The organism is Edaphobacter flagellatus (assembly GCF_025264665.1).
GTDB lineage: Bacteria > Acidobacteriota > Terriglobia > Terriglobales > Acidobacteriaceae > Edaphobacter > Edaphobacter flagellatus.
The window spans coordinates 4,004,031-4,023,231 of the sequence record NZ_CP073697.1 but is presented as its reverse complement, the minus strand read 5'-3'; the positions used below and the strand labels follow the sequence as shown (position 1 = coordinate 4,023,231).

The following is a 19,201-nucleotide window of genomic DNA, read 5'->3' as shown; positions in this document are numbered from 1 at the left end:
TTCAAAACGCTTTTCCAGCGTGCAGCAGCAGATGTTCAAGAACTGGTCCGAGAGACAGTGCCGGGAAGAACGTCAAAGCGCCCACGATCAAAATCACGCCTACAAGAAGAATCGTGAAAAGAGATGTTGTCACAGGAAATGTTCCAGCCGATGCAGGAACTATCTTCTTACGGGCAAGATTCCCTGCAACAGCAAGCATTGGAATCATCATCATGAATCGGCCAAAAAACATGGCGACGCCAAGTGAGTAGTTGTACCAATGCGTGTTCGCATTTAACCCAGCAAAGGCCGACCCATTGTTCCCGGTCGCTGAAGCATAAGCGTAAAGAATTTCACTTAGCCCGTGAGCACCATGATTGGTAAGGCTTGTTAGGGCAACGTTCGGCATTAGCACCGAGACTGCTGCAAACCCAAGAATGATCAGCGGGAAGATAAGGATGTAAAGCATCGACATTTGCACGTCGTACGCCTCTATCTTTTTCCCGAGATACTCAGGGGTTCTGCCTACCATCAATCCAGCGATAAAGACAGCCAGGATGACAAAGATAAGCATGCCGTAAAGCCCCGCACCAACTCCACCGAACACAATTTCGCCCAGCAGGATATTTATCATGGGCACCATTCCACCCAACGGCATGAAACTGTCATGCATACTATTCACTGCGCCGCAGCTTGCATCCGTAGTGACGGTCGCAAACAGAGCCGAGTTGGCAATACCGAAGCGAACCTCCTTCCCCTCCATATTGCCGCCAGCCTGAAGAACCGAAACATGCTGATCAACACCATGTACCAGAAGGTTTGGTTGCGATTCAGCCCAGTAACATGTGAACACCCCCGCAAACCACAGGAAGATCATCGCAGCCAAAACAGCCCATCCATGCCTGGGAGATCCAACCATTTGGCTAAGTGTCATTACCAGTCCAGCCGGAATAATGAATATAGCCAGCATTTGCAGGAAGTTCGTTAGCGGCGTTGGATTCTCAAATGGGTGAGCGCTATTCGCATTGAAGAACCCACCACCATTTGTACCAAGCATTTTGATTGCTTCCTGAGAAGCAACAGGGCCTTGAGCAATTGTTTGGGTTGCTACGGTCGCAGCTTTTCCATCTGCTCCAACCGTTTTCTGAACTTCAAGAACCTTGGCGGTATCGTATGGCCGAAAATTCTGCACAACTCCTTGTGAGACTAGCGCCAGAGCGAGAATCAGTGAAATCGGTCCCAGGACCCAAAGAGTGGCCCGAGTCAAATCAACCCAGAAGTTACCCAGTAACCTAGTCTCTTTGCGAGATATACCGCGAACAAACGCTATAGCCAAAGCTATGCCCACTCCGGCAGACCAGAAATTATGCGTTGCCAGTCCGAGCATCTGTGTGAGATAGCTCATCGTCGTTTCTGGGGTATAACTCTGCCAGTTTGTATTCGTTGTAAACGAGATTGCAGTATTAAGTGCCAGAATGGGCTCTACGGCTGATAAGTGTTGCGGATTGAGAGGAAGCAGGTGCTGAACTCGCTCAACGGCATATGTCAGAAACAACGTAGCCGCGCTGAACGCTATTGTGGCAACAGCATATTCTGTCCATACCATCTCAGTATCGGCCTGGACACCCGTCATCCGGTAAATAAGCCGCTCTATTGGGAGCAACACCGGATCCAAGAAAGTCTTTCGCCGCTCAAAAACACGTGCCATGTAGATGCCCAGAGGCTTCGCTAACAAGACAACGATGGCAATAAATAAAATGATTTGTAGCCAACCATTAACTGACATCAAAATTTCTCCGGACGCAGGAGGGCATAGACAAGATAGACAAGCAGAGCTATGGAAACGGCGAAAAGCAAAACATTAATCATCATCGGGACTTCCCTTTCAGGCCGTCGCAGCCGTATACGTAAAGCACGCTCAGGGCAAAGAGAAAGGCTAGCGAAGCTACGCAGACAATGTCAGTCATTCCAACCTCTGTTTATGCGTCTTTCTTTGTAAACGCGCACGAAGCGAATACTTTTATTGCCCTCAAAAACGGGCACGGCACGCAGGTTTTTCTCTGCGCGATCTTCTCTATCGTTTTTCATTATGAAAAAACAGGTAGGGTACAACTTGCGAAGAGTAGTGGGGGCAGGAGACTTCAATAATTCCAGAGACTTCATCTATCGCCTCATGGGTTATTGAAATCCCGTAAGGCATTGGAAGTCCGTAGAAAAAAAGTTAAGAAAGCGTAAATCAATCCAGCGTTGGATGAAACCGATAACCAACCCAAGGCTCGCTTTGAATATACCGAAGCCCTTCACCACGCTCTATTTTTTTGCGCAATCCTGCGACTAAGACCCTGAGATATTCAGGCTGATTTTCTCCCGCAGGCCCCCATATCGCTTTTAGCAAGACTTTATGCGTTAAAACCTTTTCGGGGGATCGAGCGAAATGGAGCAGGAGGTCAAACTCCTTTGGCGTAAGATGAACCACTTCACCACGCACCGTCACTTCATGAGCGTCCGTGTCGATCGTAAAATCTCCCACCGCAAGACGTGATGCCATGACCTCCGCATCAGGAACGCGCCTAAGCTGCGCTCGGACACGGGCCAATAGCTCCGGCATGCTGAAGGGCTTCGTGAGATAGTCATCGGCTCCTTGATCGAGAGCGGATACCTTCATCACATCTGTATCCCTGACACTCAAGACAATAATGGGTGTGGACGTGATTCGCCGAACTGCTTGCGTCAACTCCAAACCATTCATTTCTGGCATGGCCAAATCGGTGATAATCAAATCTGGCTGATGCTTTTCAACTTCTGCGAGGCCCTCCAAACCATTCGCGGCAAGAATGACCTCGTACCCGCTACTTTGCAGGGATGTACGCAACATTCTTTTGATCTGGGGCTCATCATCTACAACCAGGATACGTTTCAATGGCTCTCCTGCGTAACAATATGAAGGTCCACATGTGGCGCTTCTGACATGAATTTCTGAATAGCAAGGTAGTAGAAATAGCTTCTAAGGCCATGCGTAGCCGAGCGGCCAACCAATGCCTGTGTAATTCGATTCTCTCTAATAAAGGCGGCTGTTGTCCTCGGCGTATCATTACCAGTCAACTCAATAACGGATGCTCCGAGATTTCGCGCGAACTGAAAACTTGCTTCCAGCAGCCTCTTACGATCAGGCTCTTCATCCCGTTCGCTCGCCACATGAAGCACATACAATTCCGCGTCCAGCGCCTCAGCCATACGCGCTCCTCGAGCGATAAGATCCCGGGACTGCGTGCCCGAGCTGATGCACACGGCAATCTTTTCAGAGACCATCCAATGTGATCCCAGCTTCTTACGCCTTACATAATCGTCTAGATTCCGATCGACTGCACGAGTGACACGTTGAAGCGCCATCTCACGCAGTGCAATGAGATTCCCACGGCGGAAAAAGTTCGATAGCGAGCGCTCCACACGCTCCATGGGGTAGATATCACCACGTCGCATACGCGTGATGAGAGCTTCGGGAGTCAAATCGCTAATCACGATTTCATCAGCCCGGTCCAAAACCCAATCCGGCACCTGCTCCCGCACGCTCACTCCGGTGAGCGCTCTTACGCGTGTAGAAAGACTTTCAACATGCTGAATATTGACCGTGCTCAGCACGTCGATCTTGTTTTCGAGCAGAAGAAAAACGTCTTCGTAGCGTTTCGCGAATCGACTACCCTCAATGTTCGTATGTGCCAATTCGTCTATTAAAGCGACTTGCGGCATTCGCGCAAGGATACCGTCGACATCCATCTCATAAAAGACAGTGCCCTTGTATTCGACCTCTTTGCGTGGGATCTGCTCAAGTTTGGCAGCCAGCTCTGATGTTCCCGCACGTCCATGCGTTTCCACAATACCAATGACGACATCCTCGCCACGGCTCCGGCGTCGGATACCCTCACTCAGCATGCTGAATGTCTTGCCTACTCCTGGGGCATAGCCCAAAAAGATCTTAAAGCGCCCTCTCTGCTTTTCTGTCTCCGAGACGGAGAGCCAATCTTCTGGCGACTTTACGGGATCACTCAAGTCGTACAATGCCTCCATGAACTCTCGGCGCACACTTGCTGCCACCAAATGGTTTCTTGCACTCGGCGCTCTCGCCGGAATTGTACTCGTATGTAAGCGCTGGCTCCATGTTAACCCAACGACAGTAGCACTTACTCTACTACTGCTTGTTCTGCTTCTGGCAGCAAACTGGGGATTACGCTATGCCGTAGTTATCTCTTTTGCTGCTGCTGCCTGCTATAACTTCTTCTTTCTTCCTCCGCTCAATACGTTTACGATTGCGGACACTCAGAACTGGATCGCACTTTTTGCATTCTTATCTACAGCCATAACGGCCAGCCGTCTGGCCCAGAAGGCGCGGGACGAAGCCGATGATGCCCGCACCCGACAAAGAGAGCTTGAGATTTTATTTCAGCTAAGCCGGGAGATCTTGCAATCTGAAAGCCTTCCGGCCCTGCTAACCTCATTGCCCTCGGCAGTGGTAGGAGTAACAGGAGCCCCCTTTGGCATGCTTTACCTGCTAGAAGGTGACCGCTTATATCAGGCAGGCAACGACTCTATCTCAGAAATTGAAATTCCACATTTTCGACAACTTGCCACTTCTCTACAAAACACACAGGTTGAAAACGATGAGATACAGGTTCCGCTACGTTCTGGCGTACGCCCTAAAGGGCTGCTGCTGCTGCGAGGAGCAACTCTCTCTGCAAAGACAGCCGATGCTCTGGGTGGAGTGATATCCATTGCAATCGATCGCGCACTGGCACTGGAGAGTGTTGCGAGAAACGATGCCGCAAAGGAAAGTGAGCGGCTGCGCACACTGATGATCGACTCCATCACACATGCCCTGCGGACGCCTCTAACTTCAATTAAAGGGGCCGCGACTACTCTCTTACAAAGCGAGGTCAGTCCCACCGATCAACGAGAGTTGCTAAGCATTATTAATGAGGAAAGCGATCGACTTAACCTGCTTGTCTCCGAAGCAGTGCAGATGGCACAACTGGATGCCCAGCAAGTTCAGATGCACTTTGACACGGTAAGCGTACGCCATCTGGTGAATGCTGCACGCGATGCCTGCTCCTGGATAGAAGATCAACATCCGTTGCAGGCTCAAATTGATGATGAGCTGGCCATTCATGCGGACGCCACGTTGCTGGAAAAGGTGATCTGCAACCTTCTCGAGAATGCGGCCAAATATTCCAATGCAGGTACTCCGATCATCGTTCGCGCAGAACGGCATATGGATATGGTAGCCATCAGCGTTGCAGATCGAGGAATAGGTATCGATTCTACCGAGCAAGCTTTGATCTTTGAACGCTTTTACCGTGGCCGTTTTCAAGAGCACTCTGCACAAGGAACCGGCATGGGGCTTGCTATCAGCCGGGCTATTGTAGAAGCCCATGGCGGAACAATTTCCGTGGTGAGTCAGCCTGCACAAGGATCTGTTTTTACTATTTATTTGCCGGCAGCAAACTCGACAAACTTTAAACTCCACCCGGCAATGAACTCACAAAATATATAGATTTTGTCGAAAAAGCAGAACTCTGCCCCCTTTTAAAGCTTCATCCAGCTTTAAGGTTATGGGCTTATCCTTCTCATTATGCTGTTGATAAAAAAAGGGTGTCGCTGGCCGAAAGTTCGATTTCCAGCTGTTCTGGTTCTCTCAAGCCTCGCTCTGCTTGCTCGGGGTCAGGAGGCAACAACCAGCCCGATCATCTCTCTCTCCGATGCTATCCATCGCGCACAGCAAAATGAGCCAGTCTTCGCTCGCGCAATCGCAGCGCAACAGAATGCAGGAATTAATAGCTACCTTGCTAAGGCGGCACTTCTCCCATCGGTGGTGTATCACAACCAGATGCTATATACGCAGCCGAATGGTCAGACTAACCAGGGAACGATGACGCTCCCAGCTTTCATCGCTAATAATGCCGTTCACGAATATGTGAGCCAGGCCTCCATTAACGAAACAATCGGAGTCAAGCAGTTAGCCGATGCGCGCGTTGCGTCAGCTAACGCGGCCGTTGCATCAGCTGACCTGGAAGTAGCTCGGCGCGGATTAGTCGCTGCGGTTGTCAATCTCTACTACCAGGTATCGACTTCAGAGACCAAAAGACAACTTTTGCGTGAAGCCTATGACGAAGCCACTACCTTCGCGGACTTAACCCAAAAACGCGAGGCCAGCCGCGAGATCGCGCATGCAGATGTCGTCAAAGCTCAGCTTCAGCAGCAGCAACGCCAACGAGACCTTAGCGATGCAGTTCTAGCCGCAGACAAAGCCAGACTGGAATTAGGAGTTCTTCTCTTCCCCGATCCCCGAACCGCCTACACCACGCAAGCTCCCGGAGCGCCTCCTGCAATGCCGACGCGTGATGAAGTGAATCAGTCAGCTTTTGCCAATAATCCTGATTTACGAAGTGCACTCGCAAGCGTGCAGGCTGGCGATGCTGGGGTTACATCGGCCAAAGCCGGATACCTTCCAGATCTGGCTCTGAATTTTTCCTATGGCATCGATGCCGCACAATTTGCCAAGTATGGTCCGGATGGCGTGCGAAATCTTGGCTACTCCATCAGCGGAACACTCGATATCCCGGTATGGGACTGGCTCTCCACTCAGAAACGTATCAAGCAAAGTGAAATCCAGCGAGACGCAGCGAAAACGATGTTGACTGCTACACAGAGACGCCTGATCGCAACTCTGGAAGAAGCCTATGCCGAGGCCAACACCGCACGCGATCAGCTCAATCTGCTCGACCAGAGCGTGCACTCTTCGATCGAGAGTTTGCGACTTACAAAGCTTCGTTATTCAGCGGGCGAATCAACGGCACTGGAAGTAGTTGACGCGCAAAATACTTTGCTTGCAGCACAGATAGCCCAGGCGGATGGGGCTGTTCGCTACCAGTCAGCACTTGCAGCACTCCAAATTCTTACAGGAACACTGTGAGCCAGAACGTGAATCCAAATAAAAACTTCTTTCGTACACTCACGCTAGCTTCGTTATTGCTGTCAGCCTTTTCATTGCAAGGCTGCAAAAAGAACACGGACGCCGATACGGCACCCCTGGTCACAGTTCAGGCTGAGCGCCCCGAAGTTGGCGAGATATCTGAACACATCACTGCCGACGCTACCCTCTCGCCCCTCGCGCAGGCCGCAATCTCGCCCAAAATTACGGCGCCAGTTAAGGCTTTTTATGTTCAACGTGGTTCAAAGGTTAAAGCGGGGCAGCTGCTCGCTGTCCTTGAGAATCAGGATCTCGTTGCGCAGGCTCAGGACAATAAAGGGCAATACAACGCTGCTGAAGCCGCGTTTCAGATGCAGACAAAGGCCCAGGTTCCCGAGGACTACAACAAGGCGGAATTAGATGTCGCGCAGGCAAAGGCACAACTGCATCTGCAGGAAGAGATTACTGCATCGCGCAAAAGGCTTCTCGATGAAGGCGCCATCGCAGGCAGAGACTATGACACTGCTGTAGCCGCTCTCGTCCAAGCGAAGTCGGCCTATGATGTTGCGTTGAACCATCTCAACTCATTGCAAAAAGTGAGCCGTACGGCAACAATGCAGCAGGCCCAAGGCCAGCTCTCCTCTGCAAAGGGAAAGTATTTAGCAGCAGAAGCCTTAGTGTCTTATTCCGAAATTCACAGCCCCATCTCCGGAGTTGTTACAGACAGGCCACTCTTCCCTGGCGAAACGGCTGCATCCGGCAGTCCGCTCATCACCGTTATGGACACGTCAGCACTTCTTGCAAAGGTCCATCTCTCACAAACTCTCGCTCAAAGGTTGCACGTCGGCGATTCCGCATCCGTCTCAATACCCGGTGTTGACGAGCCAGTTCCTGCAAAAATCACGCTCATCAGTCCGGCGCTTGATCCAGGAAGCACTACGGTTGAGGTTTGGCTCCGCATAGAGAATGATTCGAACAAGTACAAAGCTGGAACTCCGGTACGGACATCCATCACCGGAAGGACAGTAACAAAAGCCATAAAAGTACCGATGGCATCTGTCCTTACAAACCAAGACGGCTCCAAGTTCGTCATGGTCGCCGGAGATGACGGCACTGCTCACAAAAAGCCTGTGCAGGTAGGCATTAATGACGGAACTGATATTCAGATCACTCAGGGCCTTGGCGGCTCCGAAACAGTGATCACAACCGGCGCCTATGGTCTGGACGAAGGAACCAAAGTCAAGATCGGCAAAGAGGACGAAGAGAAGCCCAGCGGAGATAAAAATTGATGGATCAGCATCCTGCTAACGTCGAGGGACACTTCTGGCTTGTACGCTATCGCGGCCCAATCTTCTTTTTCCTGATCGTCCTTACGATCGCCGGGCTCTATGCTGCAACGCAAGTTCCAATCTCCGTTTTTCCGGAAACGAATTTTCCACGTGTCGTCATTGGCGTCGATAACGGAGTGATGCCTGTCGAACAGATGCAGGTAACCGTAACCAAGCCCATTGAGGACGCGGTGAATGCCGTCCCTGGCTTGCTTACCGTCCGCTCAACAACAAGCAGAGGCTCAGCTGAGGTAAGCCTGTTTTTCGACTGGAACGTTGATATGTTCAGGACGCTCCAGTTAGTCGATGCTGCTCTCGGCAAGGTCCGTCAGACACTTCCTGCAACTGCCGTCATCACCACCAATCGCCTTACCTTCGCAACATTTCCAATTGCGGGCTACAGCCTCACCTCAGACCGTTTGTCACAGACCCAGCTCTGGGAGCTTGCAACATATCAGTTGAAGCCGCAACTGAATCGCCTTCCCGGCGTCAGCACGGTCACAGTGCAGGGCGGGAAGATACCTGAGTTCCATATCGTGCCAAATATGGCGCGCATGCAAACCGCTGGCGTTACCATCCTTGACCTTGTCAACGCTGTCGATGCATCCAATATTGTCGATTCCCCCGGGCTGTATGAAGCAAATCATCAGCTGATCCTCGGCCTTGTTGGCGCGCAAGCTCATGATGCAAGCCAACTAGGCCGTCTTGCGGTAAAAACTTCGCAATCTGGAGTTGTCATCAGAATCGCGGACGTTGCCACCGTTCAACCTGGAGTACTCCCTGTCTACACAACCGTTACTGCAAATGGTCAAGATGCTGTCTTGCTGAATATCACACGCCAGCCATCAAGCAACACCGTCGCCGTTGTAGATACGGTGACCACGCAGATCGACAAGCTACGAAAGACGCTCCCCGCTGGGGTTAAGCTCGAGACTTACTATGACCAATCTGAGCTTGTGCGCGAAAGCATCCGTAGCGTCCGGGATGCCATCCTCACTGGATTAGTACTCGCCTGCATCGTTCTCTTCATTTTCCTTGGTGATTGGACATCTTCGCTGGTAGCTGGTCTGGTAATACCCGTCACTGTTGCGATTACGATCCTTTTGCTGAAGTCAATCGGCGAAAGCTTCAACCTGATGACGTTAGGCGGCCTCGCTGCCGCAATAGGCCTGGTCATCGACGACGCCATTGTTGTTGTGGAGAACATTGTCCTGCACCGCGATAATGGAGAAAACCGTGCAATAGCAGCTCGCCTTGCGCTGAAAGAAATTGCTGTCCCGCTCCTCGGATCGACCATCACTCCAGTTGTCGTCTTTCTTCCGCTGATCTCAGTAACCGGCGTTACCGGTAGTTTCTTCCGAGCCCTTGCCATCACGATGACCATCGCCCTCCTCACATCACTGCTGCTTGCCGTGACGTGGACTCCAGCTTTAAGCCTTGTGCTATTGCGCGAAAAACGCGACAACACAAAAGCCAGCCATGAAACCCATGGAAAGCTGATGAGCAGGATTCTGCGCTGGCATGGAACAGGGCTCGGTTGGTCGCTCAAACATCCTGCATCGCTTCTTGGGCTATGTGTCGTCCTCGTTACAGGGAGTTGGTTTACATATCGCTCTCTGGGCTCCGACCTTCTTCCAGAAATGGATGAAGGGGGCTTTATCCTTGACTACATCATGCCCGCCGGAAGCTCCTTATCGGAGACGAACCGCGTGCTACAACATGTAGATCGCATTCTGCACGATATGCCCGAGGTCGAGAGCACATCGCGTCGCACAGGCCTCCAGATGGGCCTTGCCGCAGTAACAGAAGCCAATACAGGCGACATCACCGTCAAGCTGAAAACCTCGCGTGATCGTGGAATCGACGAGGTGATTGCAGACGCACGAGCACAGATCAAGAAAGCTGAACCTGAGTTGGACATCGAATTTACACAGGTTCTGCAGGACATGATCGGCGATCTATCCAACGCTCCAGAGCCCATCCAGATCAAAGTCTTCGCGAATGATCCTGCGCTTTTAGCCAACCTCGGCCCTCGCATCGGAGACGCTATCTCGAAAATTGGTGGCGTTGTCGATATTCAAAATGGCATCGATAATACGATCAGCGGACCCGCTACAAACTTCCAGATCGACCCAAGCGTTGCTGGGCGCATGGGCTTCACTGCAAGCGAAGTCGCCGAGGACGCCACATCCATTCTGGATGGTGTGAACGCCGTAAATCCTCTCATCACTAACGGCAGACCCTACACCATCCGTGTTCGCCTCGGCGAAGAGACTCGTCAATCTCTCGATACCATCCAGAACACTGTCTTCAATAGTTCGACGGGAAAGCTGGCGACGCTAGGCGCTCTTGCGCAAGTCACACAACTGCCGCCCCAGAATGAAATCAAGCGCGAAAATTTACAGCAACTTATCACTGTCACTGGCAGACTTGAGGGCACCGACCTCGGGACTGCGATTGCTAAAGTTCAACGAACCGTCAGCGCTATGCATTTTCCGCCGACCGTACGGATCGAATACGGTGGAACCTATCAGGAGCAACAGCAATCCTTCCGTGAACTGCTACGCGTGCTGCTGTTATCGCTGGCACTTGTCTTTGGTGTCCTTCTGATTGAGTTCCGCAACCTTTCAGCTCCCATAGCCATCCTTACGTCTTCCATCCTCTCTATTGCTGGAGTTTTGTTTGGCCTGCTCATTACGCGGACGACCTTTAACGTTGCCTCGTTCATGGGCCTCATTATGGTCATTGGAATTGTCGCAAAGAACGGTATTCTTCTCCTCGACGCCGACGAGCGATATCGCCACGAGGGCGCGAATGCCAGAGATGCCATGATCCACGCCGCTCAGCGACGCTTGCGCCCCATCCTGATGACCGCTACTGCAGCCATCTGTGGCATGTTACCGCTTGCGTTTGCCATTGGCTCCGGATCGCAGATGCTGCAGCCACTGGCAATCGCAGTCATCGGCGGCCTGGTGTTATCGATGCTGTTGAGCCTGATCGTTACTCCCGTGGTCTATTACCTGCTTACGCGGCATACTGTCACGGAAGCCTAAAAGGGCTGGCGCTCAACTGAACGCCAGCCCTTCACTCACTCGCTGGATTACCGCTCTACAACGATCACTTCAAAGGTATCCGGAAGTATTGACGGGCGTGGCCGAGGCGCTGAGGGCGTAGCAGCAGGTGCTGGACCAAACTGCGCTGTAACCAGATAAACTCGCCCGGTAACGGCATCCAAAGCCATTGTGCGAGCACCTCTTGCGGTCTTCAGCGCTTGTGTTGTAGGAAAGCCTGGCTTGCCTGCAGAGACAACCGTAAGCGTTCCCTCTCCATTGGAAGAAAAAGCCAGCTCATGCTTTGTATCAAACCCAGCAGCATCGGGAGAATCACCAATCGCAGCCAAGCCAAGTAGCTTGCCAGACTGATAGTCGAGGACCGCCATCTTGTCTCCATCGCAGACGGAAAAGAGCCTGTGCTTCACTCGGTCAATCGCCATTCCGGAGGGAGAATCGCAACCCTGCAACTGCCAAGTGTCCACGATCTTCTTTGAAGATGCGTCCAGCTTTACGATGGCATTTTTATCTTCGATATTTACATACACAGATCCATGCCCATCAACCTGCGGAAACTCCGGCTTGCCGGGTAACGGCACCGTGGCAACCACCTTATTGGTGGTCGTATCCATGATGGATATATCTTTGCTGCGCCCGTTGAAGGCCCATACCGTCTTCGTCGACGGTTCATAGGTGATGCCGTCAGGATTCGAACCTGCGGAAACAGTAGCTGTTACAGAGAAGTCTGCACGATTGAAAACGACGATCGCATTCCCTGCCCCATCGCTGGCGTAGCCTGTTCTGCCGTCCGGGTTCAGTGCTACGCCGTGTGTACTCTTTAGTCCGGTGACGGCGCCAATCACTTTTCCCGTTGTAGTATCGACGACTTCTATGCGCGAGTTGTGAGTGATATACAGCCGATGAGCTGCATCATCACTCAGTAGATAGTCCCAGCCGCCTTGTCCACCAATCTTCCAGTGGTCTGCGATGTGATAATTTTGCGCGGTTGCAAATGTTGCGAAGGAGCAGACAGCTGCGACGATCCATCCTCGATATAAGCGCATGAGAGACTCCCGTATAAACTCGGCATCGAGCCGGCCATCCTAGTCTCTCCTATCCTTCCTTAATTGAAGCTGAAGTAACCGGTTCAGCCATGTGCGCGCATACGGGGAGCGTTACTACGACCGAAGCACCATGGGGCACACGATTCGAAATCTCGATCGTCCCATTCACCCGATCACAGATCGCTTTACAGATAGCGAGGCCTAACCCTGTCCCCCCGCTTTTGCGGCTTCGAGAAGGATCGCCACGATAAAAGGGCTCGAAGAGATGTGGCCTGTCCTCTTCAGTAATGCCTTCACCTGCATCTTCTATAACGAACTGGACTTGCTGGTTCAATGCTCTCAAGGCAACTCGAACCTCTCCGCCCTGCATGCTGTGCTGCAAAGCGTTGACGAGAATGTTCGAGCATAAAAGCAATGCGTCACGACTATCTACCGGGATACTGACGTCGCCCGAAAGCTCGCTTATCACCTTCACATCTTTGAGCTGGGCAAAGGACGCACTCTGGTGCAGAGCCTCTTCCATCACATCGCGCAGCCTGCAGGACTGGCCCTTCACCTCTACTGGCTGCTCCAGTCTTGCCAGGGTAAGCAGTCTTTGGACTGTTGTCTCCAACCGCGTGAAGTCGTCCAGGCTCAAAGCCAGCCCCTGGCTGTACTCCTCTACAGTACGCTTACGCATAGCGAGCAGTTGGAGGGACGATTTCACGATAGCAACATCAGTCTTCAGTTCATGTGCTGCATCGCTGGTGAAGCGTCGTTGCTGCTCAAAGGATTGCTGAACACGCAAGAGAGCCGCCTCAAGCGCTGCAGAAAGCGGACGCAGTTCAACCGTCTGCTTGGCGCTTTCAGGAGCATTGAATTGCCAGTCTGCTGCACTAAGACGTTCGGCTTCGTGAGCCAGTTCATAGATTGGCCGCAACCCGCGACGAATGAGCCATGCCAGGACAATCGCTGTCATGCCGATGAGGATGGCTGTCGCCGCTGCGAAAAAGCGGACTGACTCCAGCACCTCATGCCACACATGGTCTACCGGCATTCCATAGAAAATCCGGATGTCGTGACGCGTTCCGCCATTAGGTTTTCCTGGATCGATGACTCGGACGCCTCGAAAGCTGTAGAACCGATAGGCATGACCGTCCACGCGTTTATTCTGGATTTCCGGACCCGTTAACGATCGATCGAAATCGGGGACCTTACCGCTTGATCCAAGAACCTTTCCACCATCCTCTTCGACTAGAAAGATGGCATGTCGAGCCAGGTGAATATCGCTGAGATCGAGCATCACATTATCGTCTACATCTTCCGCATCCTGCACAGCTCCCATCAGAGTCTGCGCGGTTCCTCGCAGATTGGCATCGAAGGCCGTCAGCTCGACATGGCGCTCGTGGACAATGATGGCCCCGATCAATGCGAGTGCTGTAAGTAGCTCCAACAAGAGAACAGTAAGGATCAGCCGGCGCGTGATGGAGACCGAGGCACTCATGCTTCGGCCGGCTCCTCGCGGAGGCGATAACCTCGATGCCGCAATGTTTCGATCAGCTCTTCTGTTCCTGTGATATTCAGCTTTCTGCGCAGGTTGGAGATGTGCGCTTCAATCACGTTGGAGTGATGTTCCCAATCGAAGTCGTACAGGTGTTCGAGAAGCTCCTGCTTTGAGACGACGGCGCGCGGTCGATGACAGAGATATTCCAGAATGCGGTACTCGGTCGGCGAAAGATCGATGAGTTGATCCTTTCTTCGTACGGTTTGCTGAACAGTATTGATCTGGACGTCGGAGATGGTGAGAACAGGAGTCGCAACGCCTTTCGCTCTGCGAATCAGGGCTTTGACTCTTGCAATCAACTCGCCCAGATCAAATGGCTTGCTCAGATAATCGTCCGCGCCAGCATTCAGAAGCTCTACGATTGATTCTTTGCCTTCCTGAGCCGTCAGGATCAGAACGGGGCTGTGAAGTTTTTTGCGGCGGAGATCCTGCAGGATCTTCTGGCCGCTTTTGCCCGGCAGCATCAGATCGAGAATGATCGCATCGTAGACACCTTGCTCGGCGAGGTGAGAGCCAGTGGTTCCATCGAGTGCGAAATCGACGGCGAAGCCTACTTCCCGCAATGCTGCCACGATATTTTCAGTGAGACGCTGTTCGTCTTCGACAAGAAGTACACGCATAGATCAACCTGAGATTATTTTCTCAGGTTGGGCTTAATCTCCACTGAACCTTGCCAACTATTCTTCGCTATAAACCCTTGAGAACAGAGCCGATGACACCGCCGACGACACCTGCTCCCGTTTGCTGCTCGACGCGTTCGACCTTCATGTATTCCTGAAGCTGATGGGCAAGGCGCTGAATGGGAAGTGTCTGCAGCCAGACACGCCCTGGGCCTGTGAGTGCGGCGAGGAACACGCCGTCGCCACCAAAGATCATGTTACGGATACCGGGAACACGCTGAATCTGGAAGGCGACGTTCGCATGGAAGGCTCCGACGTGGCCGGGGTGGACGCGAAGGGTCTCACCTGGGGCAAGGTCTTTAACGATGACCTCGCCGGAGAGCTCCAGCCAGGCTATTCCCTGCCCATAGACCTTCTGCAGGAGGAAGCCATCGCCACCGAAGATACCTGCGCCAAGCGACTGCTGGAAGCCGACGCCGAGCGCGATGCCTTCTGTCGCGCAAAGGAAGCCGTGGCGGTGAATCATGTATTCGTGTCCCTGCCCGACCTCGACGGGGACGATGTGGCCGGGGACGCGCGTTGCGAAGGCGACAGTGCCGGGTGCGCCGTAGGCGCGGTACTCGGTCATAAAGAGGGAGCCGCCGCCAGCGACACGCTTGAGTGCGCCGAGCAAACCGCCACCGCCAGCGTGCTGCGTGTGCGTGGTCATCTGAATGGACTGGCTCATCCAGGAGAGCTCTCCAGCTTCGGAGATGATGGCATCGTTGTGGTCGAGCGCGAACTCAAGAACGGGCATCGTGGTGCCGATAATGCGGTGTTGCATGATCTCTACCTCACCCTGTCAGAACCGGTCGCCCCCGGTATTGTTTTTGTGCAAAGTATTCGAAAAGCAAGGCTTACAGCGACGGTTACCCTGGTTACCTGTTTTGGCGGCAATAGCAAAGCCCGGCTAAGCGAAGCCGGGCTTACTGCATTTCTCTCTTTATTAAGGGTATCAGGCATGTCAAGAAAACTGCTGTGGAAATCGACTATACGAAACCCAGATTGTTGGTGGCGAAGCTGCCGATGTTGGGGAAGATGGCCGGCAGTTGAGCGGCGCTGACGCCGAACCACTGGGCCAGCGTGGCGGCGTATTGCATGGAACCGGTAGTGGGCACCCAGCGTCCGTTGGAGCCGGAGTCGTCGGGGCCGCCGAGGGCGAGCGTGGGGAAGGTTCCGTACATCTGGCCTCCCTTGACGGCACCGCCGATGACGAAATGATGCGAGCCCCAGGCGTGGTCGGAACCAGTGTTGGAGTTCGGCTGGTAGGTACGGCTGAAGTCGGACATGGTGAAGGTGGTGACGTTGCTGGCGACGCCGAGCTCCTGTGTGGCCTGATAGAAGGCGGCCAGGGCCGGGCTGATTTGAGCAAGCAGGGCGCTCTGTTGCGCGATCTGGTCGGAGTGCGTGTCGAAGTTGCCTATACCCGCGAAAAAGATCTGCCGGCTGACTCCGAGGGCCGCACGCACCTGGATGATCTGCGCGATCTGTGCGAGCTGGGCGGCCAATCCGTTATTTGCCGGAAAAACTGTCTGCAATTTGGGAACGGATGACGTGGCTGCAGTGAGGATCTTGGAGTAGTTGTAAGCGTTCGAGGTGATGGTGTCATCGGCTTGAACCAGGGTAAGGCCGGTGTCGAAGGAAAGTAGCGCCTGCGCAGTGGCGAGACGGGCGCCGCACTCGGTGGTGCTCTCTGAACATGCGGCGGCGCCGAGATTGCCGGGGCTGACGGATACGGGCGTGCTTGCGCTGCCATTGCAGAAGAGGGTGTCTCCTGCAACGGAGGTGATCATCGGAACCTGGCCGTTGGGGTTGTAGGAGGTGTTGAGCGTGTCGGCGATGCGTCCGGCCCAGCCGGTAGGCGCAGCAGCAGACTGCGATGCGTTTTGCCATTCGAGCTGCTGGTCGGGATGCGAAAAGAGATTGCTGGGGAGAGACTGGTTCGCCTGATACTGCGCCTTCGTCGTTGGAGCGACGAGTGTGCCGACGTTCGCGACGATGGCGGCGTTCTTGTTGTTGAACAGCGTCTGGAGGTCGGGAAGGTTGGGATTGAGGGCGAAGTTGGGAAGCGGCGTGAGAGGAAGAAGCTGGTTCTGCGCGATGGCCAGAGGGCCACGTATGTTGGCGTAGCTGTTGTATCCAGCCGTGTCGTAAGGGATGAAAGTGTTGTTGGCATCGTTGCCGCCGTAAAGGAAGACGCAGACGAGCGCCTTGTAATCGGTCGCGGACTGCGCGAGGGCATTGAGGGCTCCGAAGGGACGCAGGCCGAGGACATTGCCTGCCGCGGCCAGTGAGGCACACCGGATAAAGCTACGACGATTGGGGCGCATTCTTCGAGTCTCCTCTTTAGTGCAGAATCTTGTACTGCGATGACGTGATGACGAGATAAGTGGCTACGCGAACACGTTGTGCCGGATCGGTGAAGGTAGAGATGTGATTGACGATGGCGGTACGCATCTGCGTGGACATCTGGCTGTGCATGAAGAGCATGCCGAGGGCGTCGACGAGATTGCCGGGGTTCGACGCCATGGCCCCGAGCGGGCTGGTGGCGGAAAGGTCGACGGTGAATCCGCTGATTTTATTGAAGACGACGGTATTAGCCAAAGAGAGCCGAAGGACGGCGCTGGCAGTGTTCTCCAGCGAAAACTCGGGGGCATTGGTGGTTGTGCTCGGAATGACGTAGTCGGGCGGGAAGAAGTTGAAGACAGAGGGTGAGGCGTAGGGCCGCTCGCTGAGCGAAGATGTGTAGTTGCCGAGCGTGTTGTAAGAGGCGTTGGCGATGACGTCGTTGCCTGCCTTGGCGTCATTGTTGACGAAGCCCAGGCCGCGAACCATATTGGTGAGCCAGAGCATGGGTTCGCGAAGATGTCCGCCTTCGGCTGTAGCATTCGTGTCACCGGCGCGGGCCTCAGTATCCGTCAGGATGGCGGTGATGACGGCTTTCATATCTCCACGAACGTTATTGCCGTTGTTGGCAAAGACAGCGGCGACGCGCTGGACATATGCCGGGCTTGGATTACTGGCGACGAGGTGCTGGATGAGTTGCTTACAGACGAAGGGGCCGACATTGGGATGCGCGAAGATGTTGGCGAGTGCGCCATCGAGATCCTGTGCGGAAGTTTGGCCCGCGGGGAGCGTAGTTCCGTTGAGGAGAATTTTTGCGGTGGTGTCGTGATTGGCGTCGACGGCAGCCATCGGCATGGTGTAGTTCGCTGTGCCGTTAGGGAATTTGGATGGCGCGCTTCCGTCGGCGTTGGCATAGGTCCATCCGGTGTAGGCGCGGGCGAAGGCCTGGACCTGCGCCTGCGTGTAGGTCGGGATCGTGTTGCCAGAAGAATCGAGCTGCGCCGTGCCGTCGGGGTTGAGAAGCACGAGCCCCATGGTGAACAGCTGCATGAGTTCGCGTGCGTAGTTCTCATTGGCGATCTGCGGGACGCCGTTCACGGTGCCGGGCTTGTTGCTGTTGAGCATGTTGAGGTAGGCACCCATGGCGGGCGAAAGGGTGACGTCCTTCATGATGGTGGAGAAGTTGCCGAAGGCATCATTGACGAGCGTGTTCTGGAAGGCGACGACGGCGCGCGAGTTGACGGAGTTGGTGGAGACGACAAACATTTCGGCGAGTGCGAAGGCAACGCGCTGACGAAGCTGGTCGGGCGCCGTGAGCGTCGCTTGCCACCACTCGGACTGAAGACAGGGGACGAGATTGGTTGCGCAGGGTGTGGGTGGCGTGGCTGCGATGAGCGGGAGCGTCGTCGGCGCGGTGTTGAACTGCTCGTTGAGGTATCCGGCAATGCCGACGGATTCGACGTGCTGGATGTCGGTGAGCGTCGGCCCGAACGTAGCCTGATCCAGCAGGCGTGCCGCAGCCGTGATACTGGCCGGGGTGGTGACGAGCGCGTTGAAAGACGACGAGGCGATGCTTCCCGGATTGGGGTTGATGACGGTGATGGGAATCGTCGTCGTTCCTGCGGGCAGAGAGAGCGAGGCCGTTGCGGTGAGCTGTGTCGAGGAGTTAATTGTTGCGTTGAAGGTCTGGCCTTGCAACTGAACCTGGGCTCCACTGACGAAGTTTGTGCCGTTGACGGTGATGGTGTCGGTAGAGCCGGAGACTGCTACGGTTGCATTCGTGACGGTGGGCTGCGGATTGAGCAAGGTTGCGGTGAGCGATCCGGAAGCGGTGGATACGGCCTGGCTAATAGCGGTAATGGTGACGGTGTTTGGATTGGGAAGAGCTGTGGGAGGCGTGTAGAGGCCGGAGGCGGAAATGGTTCCTGTAGCAGTGGCTCCGCCTGCGACTCCGTTGACTTGCCAGGTGACGGTTGTGTTGGGGTTGTTGGCGACGGTGGCGGTGTATTGAACGGTGGTTCCGATACGCGCCTGGCTGTTGCCGGAAACGGTTACGGTGACTGCCGGGGGCGTGGGGGTCGAACTCGTGCCGCCGCCTCCACTGCAACCTGCAAGTACTGCCAGCGCAAGAGTTGCGCAGCCAAGGGGCAAAAACACACGACGGGTTCTATGTCGCAGCAGCGCGCGAGCATCCATGTTCACTCAGCCTCCAGGCTGTGATTCGGTCTTGCTACCTGGCAGCGGAGCGGCTTCTGGCTGCCCTAGCGAAAC

Annotated in this window: 14 protein-coding genes; 4 read left to right on the top strand and 10 right to left on the bottom strand. The window is 54.1% G+C overall.

What is annotated here, in order from left to right; all coding sequences use genetic code 11:
• Window position 1: 1 nt before the first annotated feature.
• The 4 genes from kdpA to KFE13_RS16820 all read right to left on the bottom strand — a co-directional run bounded on the left by kdpA (window position 2) and on the right by KFE13_RS16820 (window position 4,026).
• Window positions 2-1,765 carry a potassium-transporting ATPase subunit KdpA gene (gene kdpA, locus KFE13_RS16830; protein WP_260704751.1) on the bottom strand — a complete coding sequence of 588 codons (1,764 nt, stop codon included), beginning with the start codon at window positions 1,763-1,765 and terminating at the stop codon, window positions 2-4.
• Window positions 1,765-1,848 (bottom strand): K(+)-transporting ATPase subunit F, encoded by an 84-nt coding sequence (gene kdpF, locus KFE13_RS18730; protein WP_390891626.1) that lies wholly within the window; start codon window positions 1,846-1,848, stop codon window positions 1,765-1,767. The genes kdpA and kdpF overlap by 1 nt, the downstream gene beginning before the upstream one ends.
• A 367-nt stretch (window positions 1,849-2,215) precedes the next feature.
• Window positions 2,216-2,899 carry a response regulator transcription factor gene (locus tag KFE13_RS16825; RefSeq protein ID WP_260704750.1) on the bottom strand — a complete coding sequence of 228 codons (684 nt, stop codon included), beginning with the start codon at window positions 2,897-2,899 and terminating at the stop codon, window positions 2,216-2,218.
• On the bottom strand, window positions 2,896-4,026 hold the full coding sequence (locus tag KFE13_RS16820; protein ID WP_260704749.1) for a histidine kinase: 1,131 nt from the start codon (window positions 4,024-4,026) through the stop codon (window positions 2,896-2,898). Before KFE13_RS16820 ends, KFE13_RS16825 begins: the two co-directional genes overlap by 4 nt.
• A gap of 16 nt (window positions 4,027-4,042) precedes the next feature.
• On the opposite strand from KFE13_RS16820, the gene KFE13_RS16815 reads away from it, so the two are divergent.
• The 4 genes from KFE13_RS16815 to KFE13_RS16800 all read left to right on the top strand — a co-directional run bounded on the left by KFE13_RS16815 (window position 4,043) and on the right by KFE13_RS16800 (window position 11,321).
• The gene (locus KFE13_RS16815; RefSeq protein WP_260704748.1) at window positions 4,043-5,524 is read left to right on the top strand and encodes an ATP-binding protein; all 1,482 of its coding nucleotides are present in this window, start codon (window positions 4,043-4,045) and stop codon (window positions 5,522-5,524) included.
• A 78-nt stretch (window positions 5,525-5,602) separates the two neighbouring features.
• Window positions 5,603-6,943, top strand: coding sequence for a TolC family protein (locus KFE13_RS16810; RefSeq protein WP_260704747.1), 1,341 nt, complete (start codon window positions 5,603-5,605; stop codon window positions 6,941-6,943).
• A gap of 8 nt (window positions 6,944-6,951) precedes the next feature.
• Complete coding sequence (locus tag KFE13_RS16805) at window positions 6,952-8,229, top strand: efflux RND transporter periplasmic adaptor subunit (protein ID WP_260704746.1); 1,278 nt, start codon at window positions 6,952-6,954, stop codon at window positions 8,227-8,229.
• Window positions 8,229-11,321 (top strand): efflux RND transporter permease subunit, encoded by a 3,093-nt coding sequence (locus KFE13_RS16800; protein WP_260704745.1) that lies wholly within the window; start codon window positions 8,229-8,231, stop codon window positions 11,319-11,321. The genes KFE13_RS16805 and KFE13_RS16800 overlap by 1 nt, the downstream gene beginning before the upstream one ends.
• Window positions 11,322-11,368: 47 nt before the next feature.
• Here the strand turns inward: KFE13_RS16800 and KFE13_RS16795 are convergent, their stop codons facing one another.
• From KFE13_RS16795 to KFE13_RS16770, 6 genes are all read right to left on the bottom strand, one after another.
• Entirely contained in the window at window positions 11,369-12,382 is a 1,014-nt protein-coding gene (locus KFE13_RS16795) for a YncE family protein (protein ID WP_260704744.1), read from the bottom strand.
• 49 nt (window positions 12,383-12,431) lie between these two features.
• Window positions 12,432-13,865, bottom strand: a complete 1,434-nt coding sequence (locus tag KFE13_RS16790) for a sensor histidine kinase (protein ID WP_260704743.1) — start codon at window positions 13,863-13,865, stop codon at window positions 12,432-12,434.
• A complete protein-coding gene (locus tag KFE13_RS16785; RefSeq protein ID WP_260704742.1) occupies window positions 13,862-14,545 on the bottom strand; it encodes a response regulator transcription factor in 684 nt (227 codons plus the stop codon). Before KFE13_RS16785 ends, KFE13_RS16790 begins: the two co-directional genes overlap by 4 nt.
• Before the next feature lie 67 nt (window positions 14,546-14,612).
• Entirely contained in the window at window positions 14,613-15,368 is a 756-nt protein-coding gene (locus KFE13_RS16780; protein WP_260704741.1) for a TIGR00266 family protein, read from the bottom strand.
• A gap of 205 nt (window positions 15,369-15,573) precedes the next feature.
• Window positions 15,574-16,914 carry a DUF1501 domain-containing protein gene (locus KFE13_RS16775; RefSeq protein WP_260704740.1) on the bottom strand — a complete coding sequence of 447 codons (1,341 nt, stop codon included), beginning with the start codon at window positions 16,912-16,914 and terminating at the stop codon, window positions 15,574-15,576.
• 16 nt (window positions 16,915-16,930) lie between these two features.
• The gene (locus KFE13_RS16770; RefSeq protein WP_260704739.1) at window positions 16,931-19,126 is read right to left on the bottom strand and encodes a DUF1800 domain-containing protein; all 2,196 of its coding nucleotides are present in this window, start codon (window positions 19,124-19,126) and stop codon (window positions 16,931-16,933) included.
• Window positions 19,127-19,201: the final 75 nt, after the last annotated feature.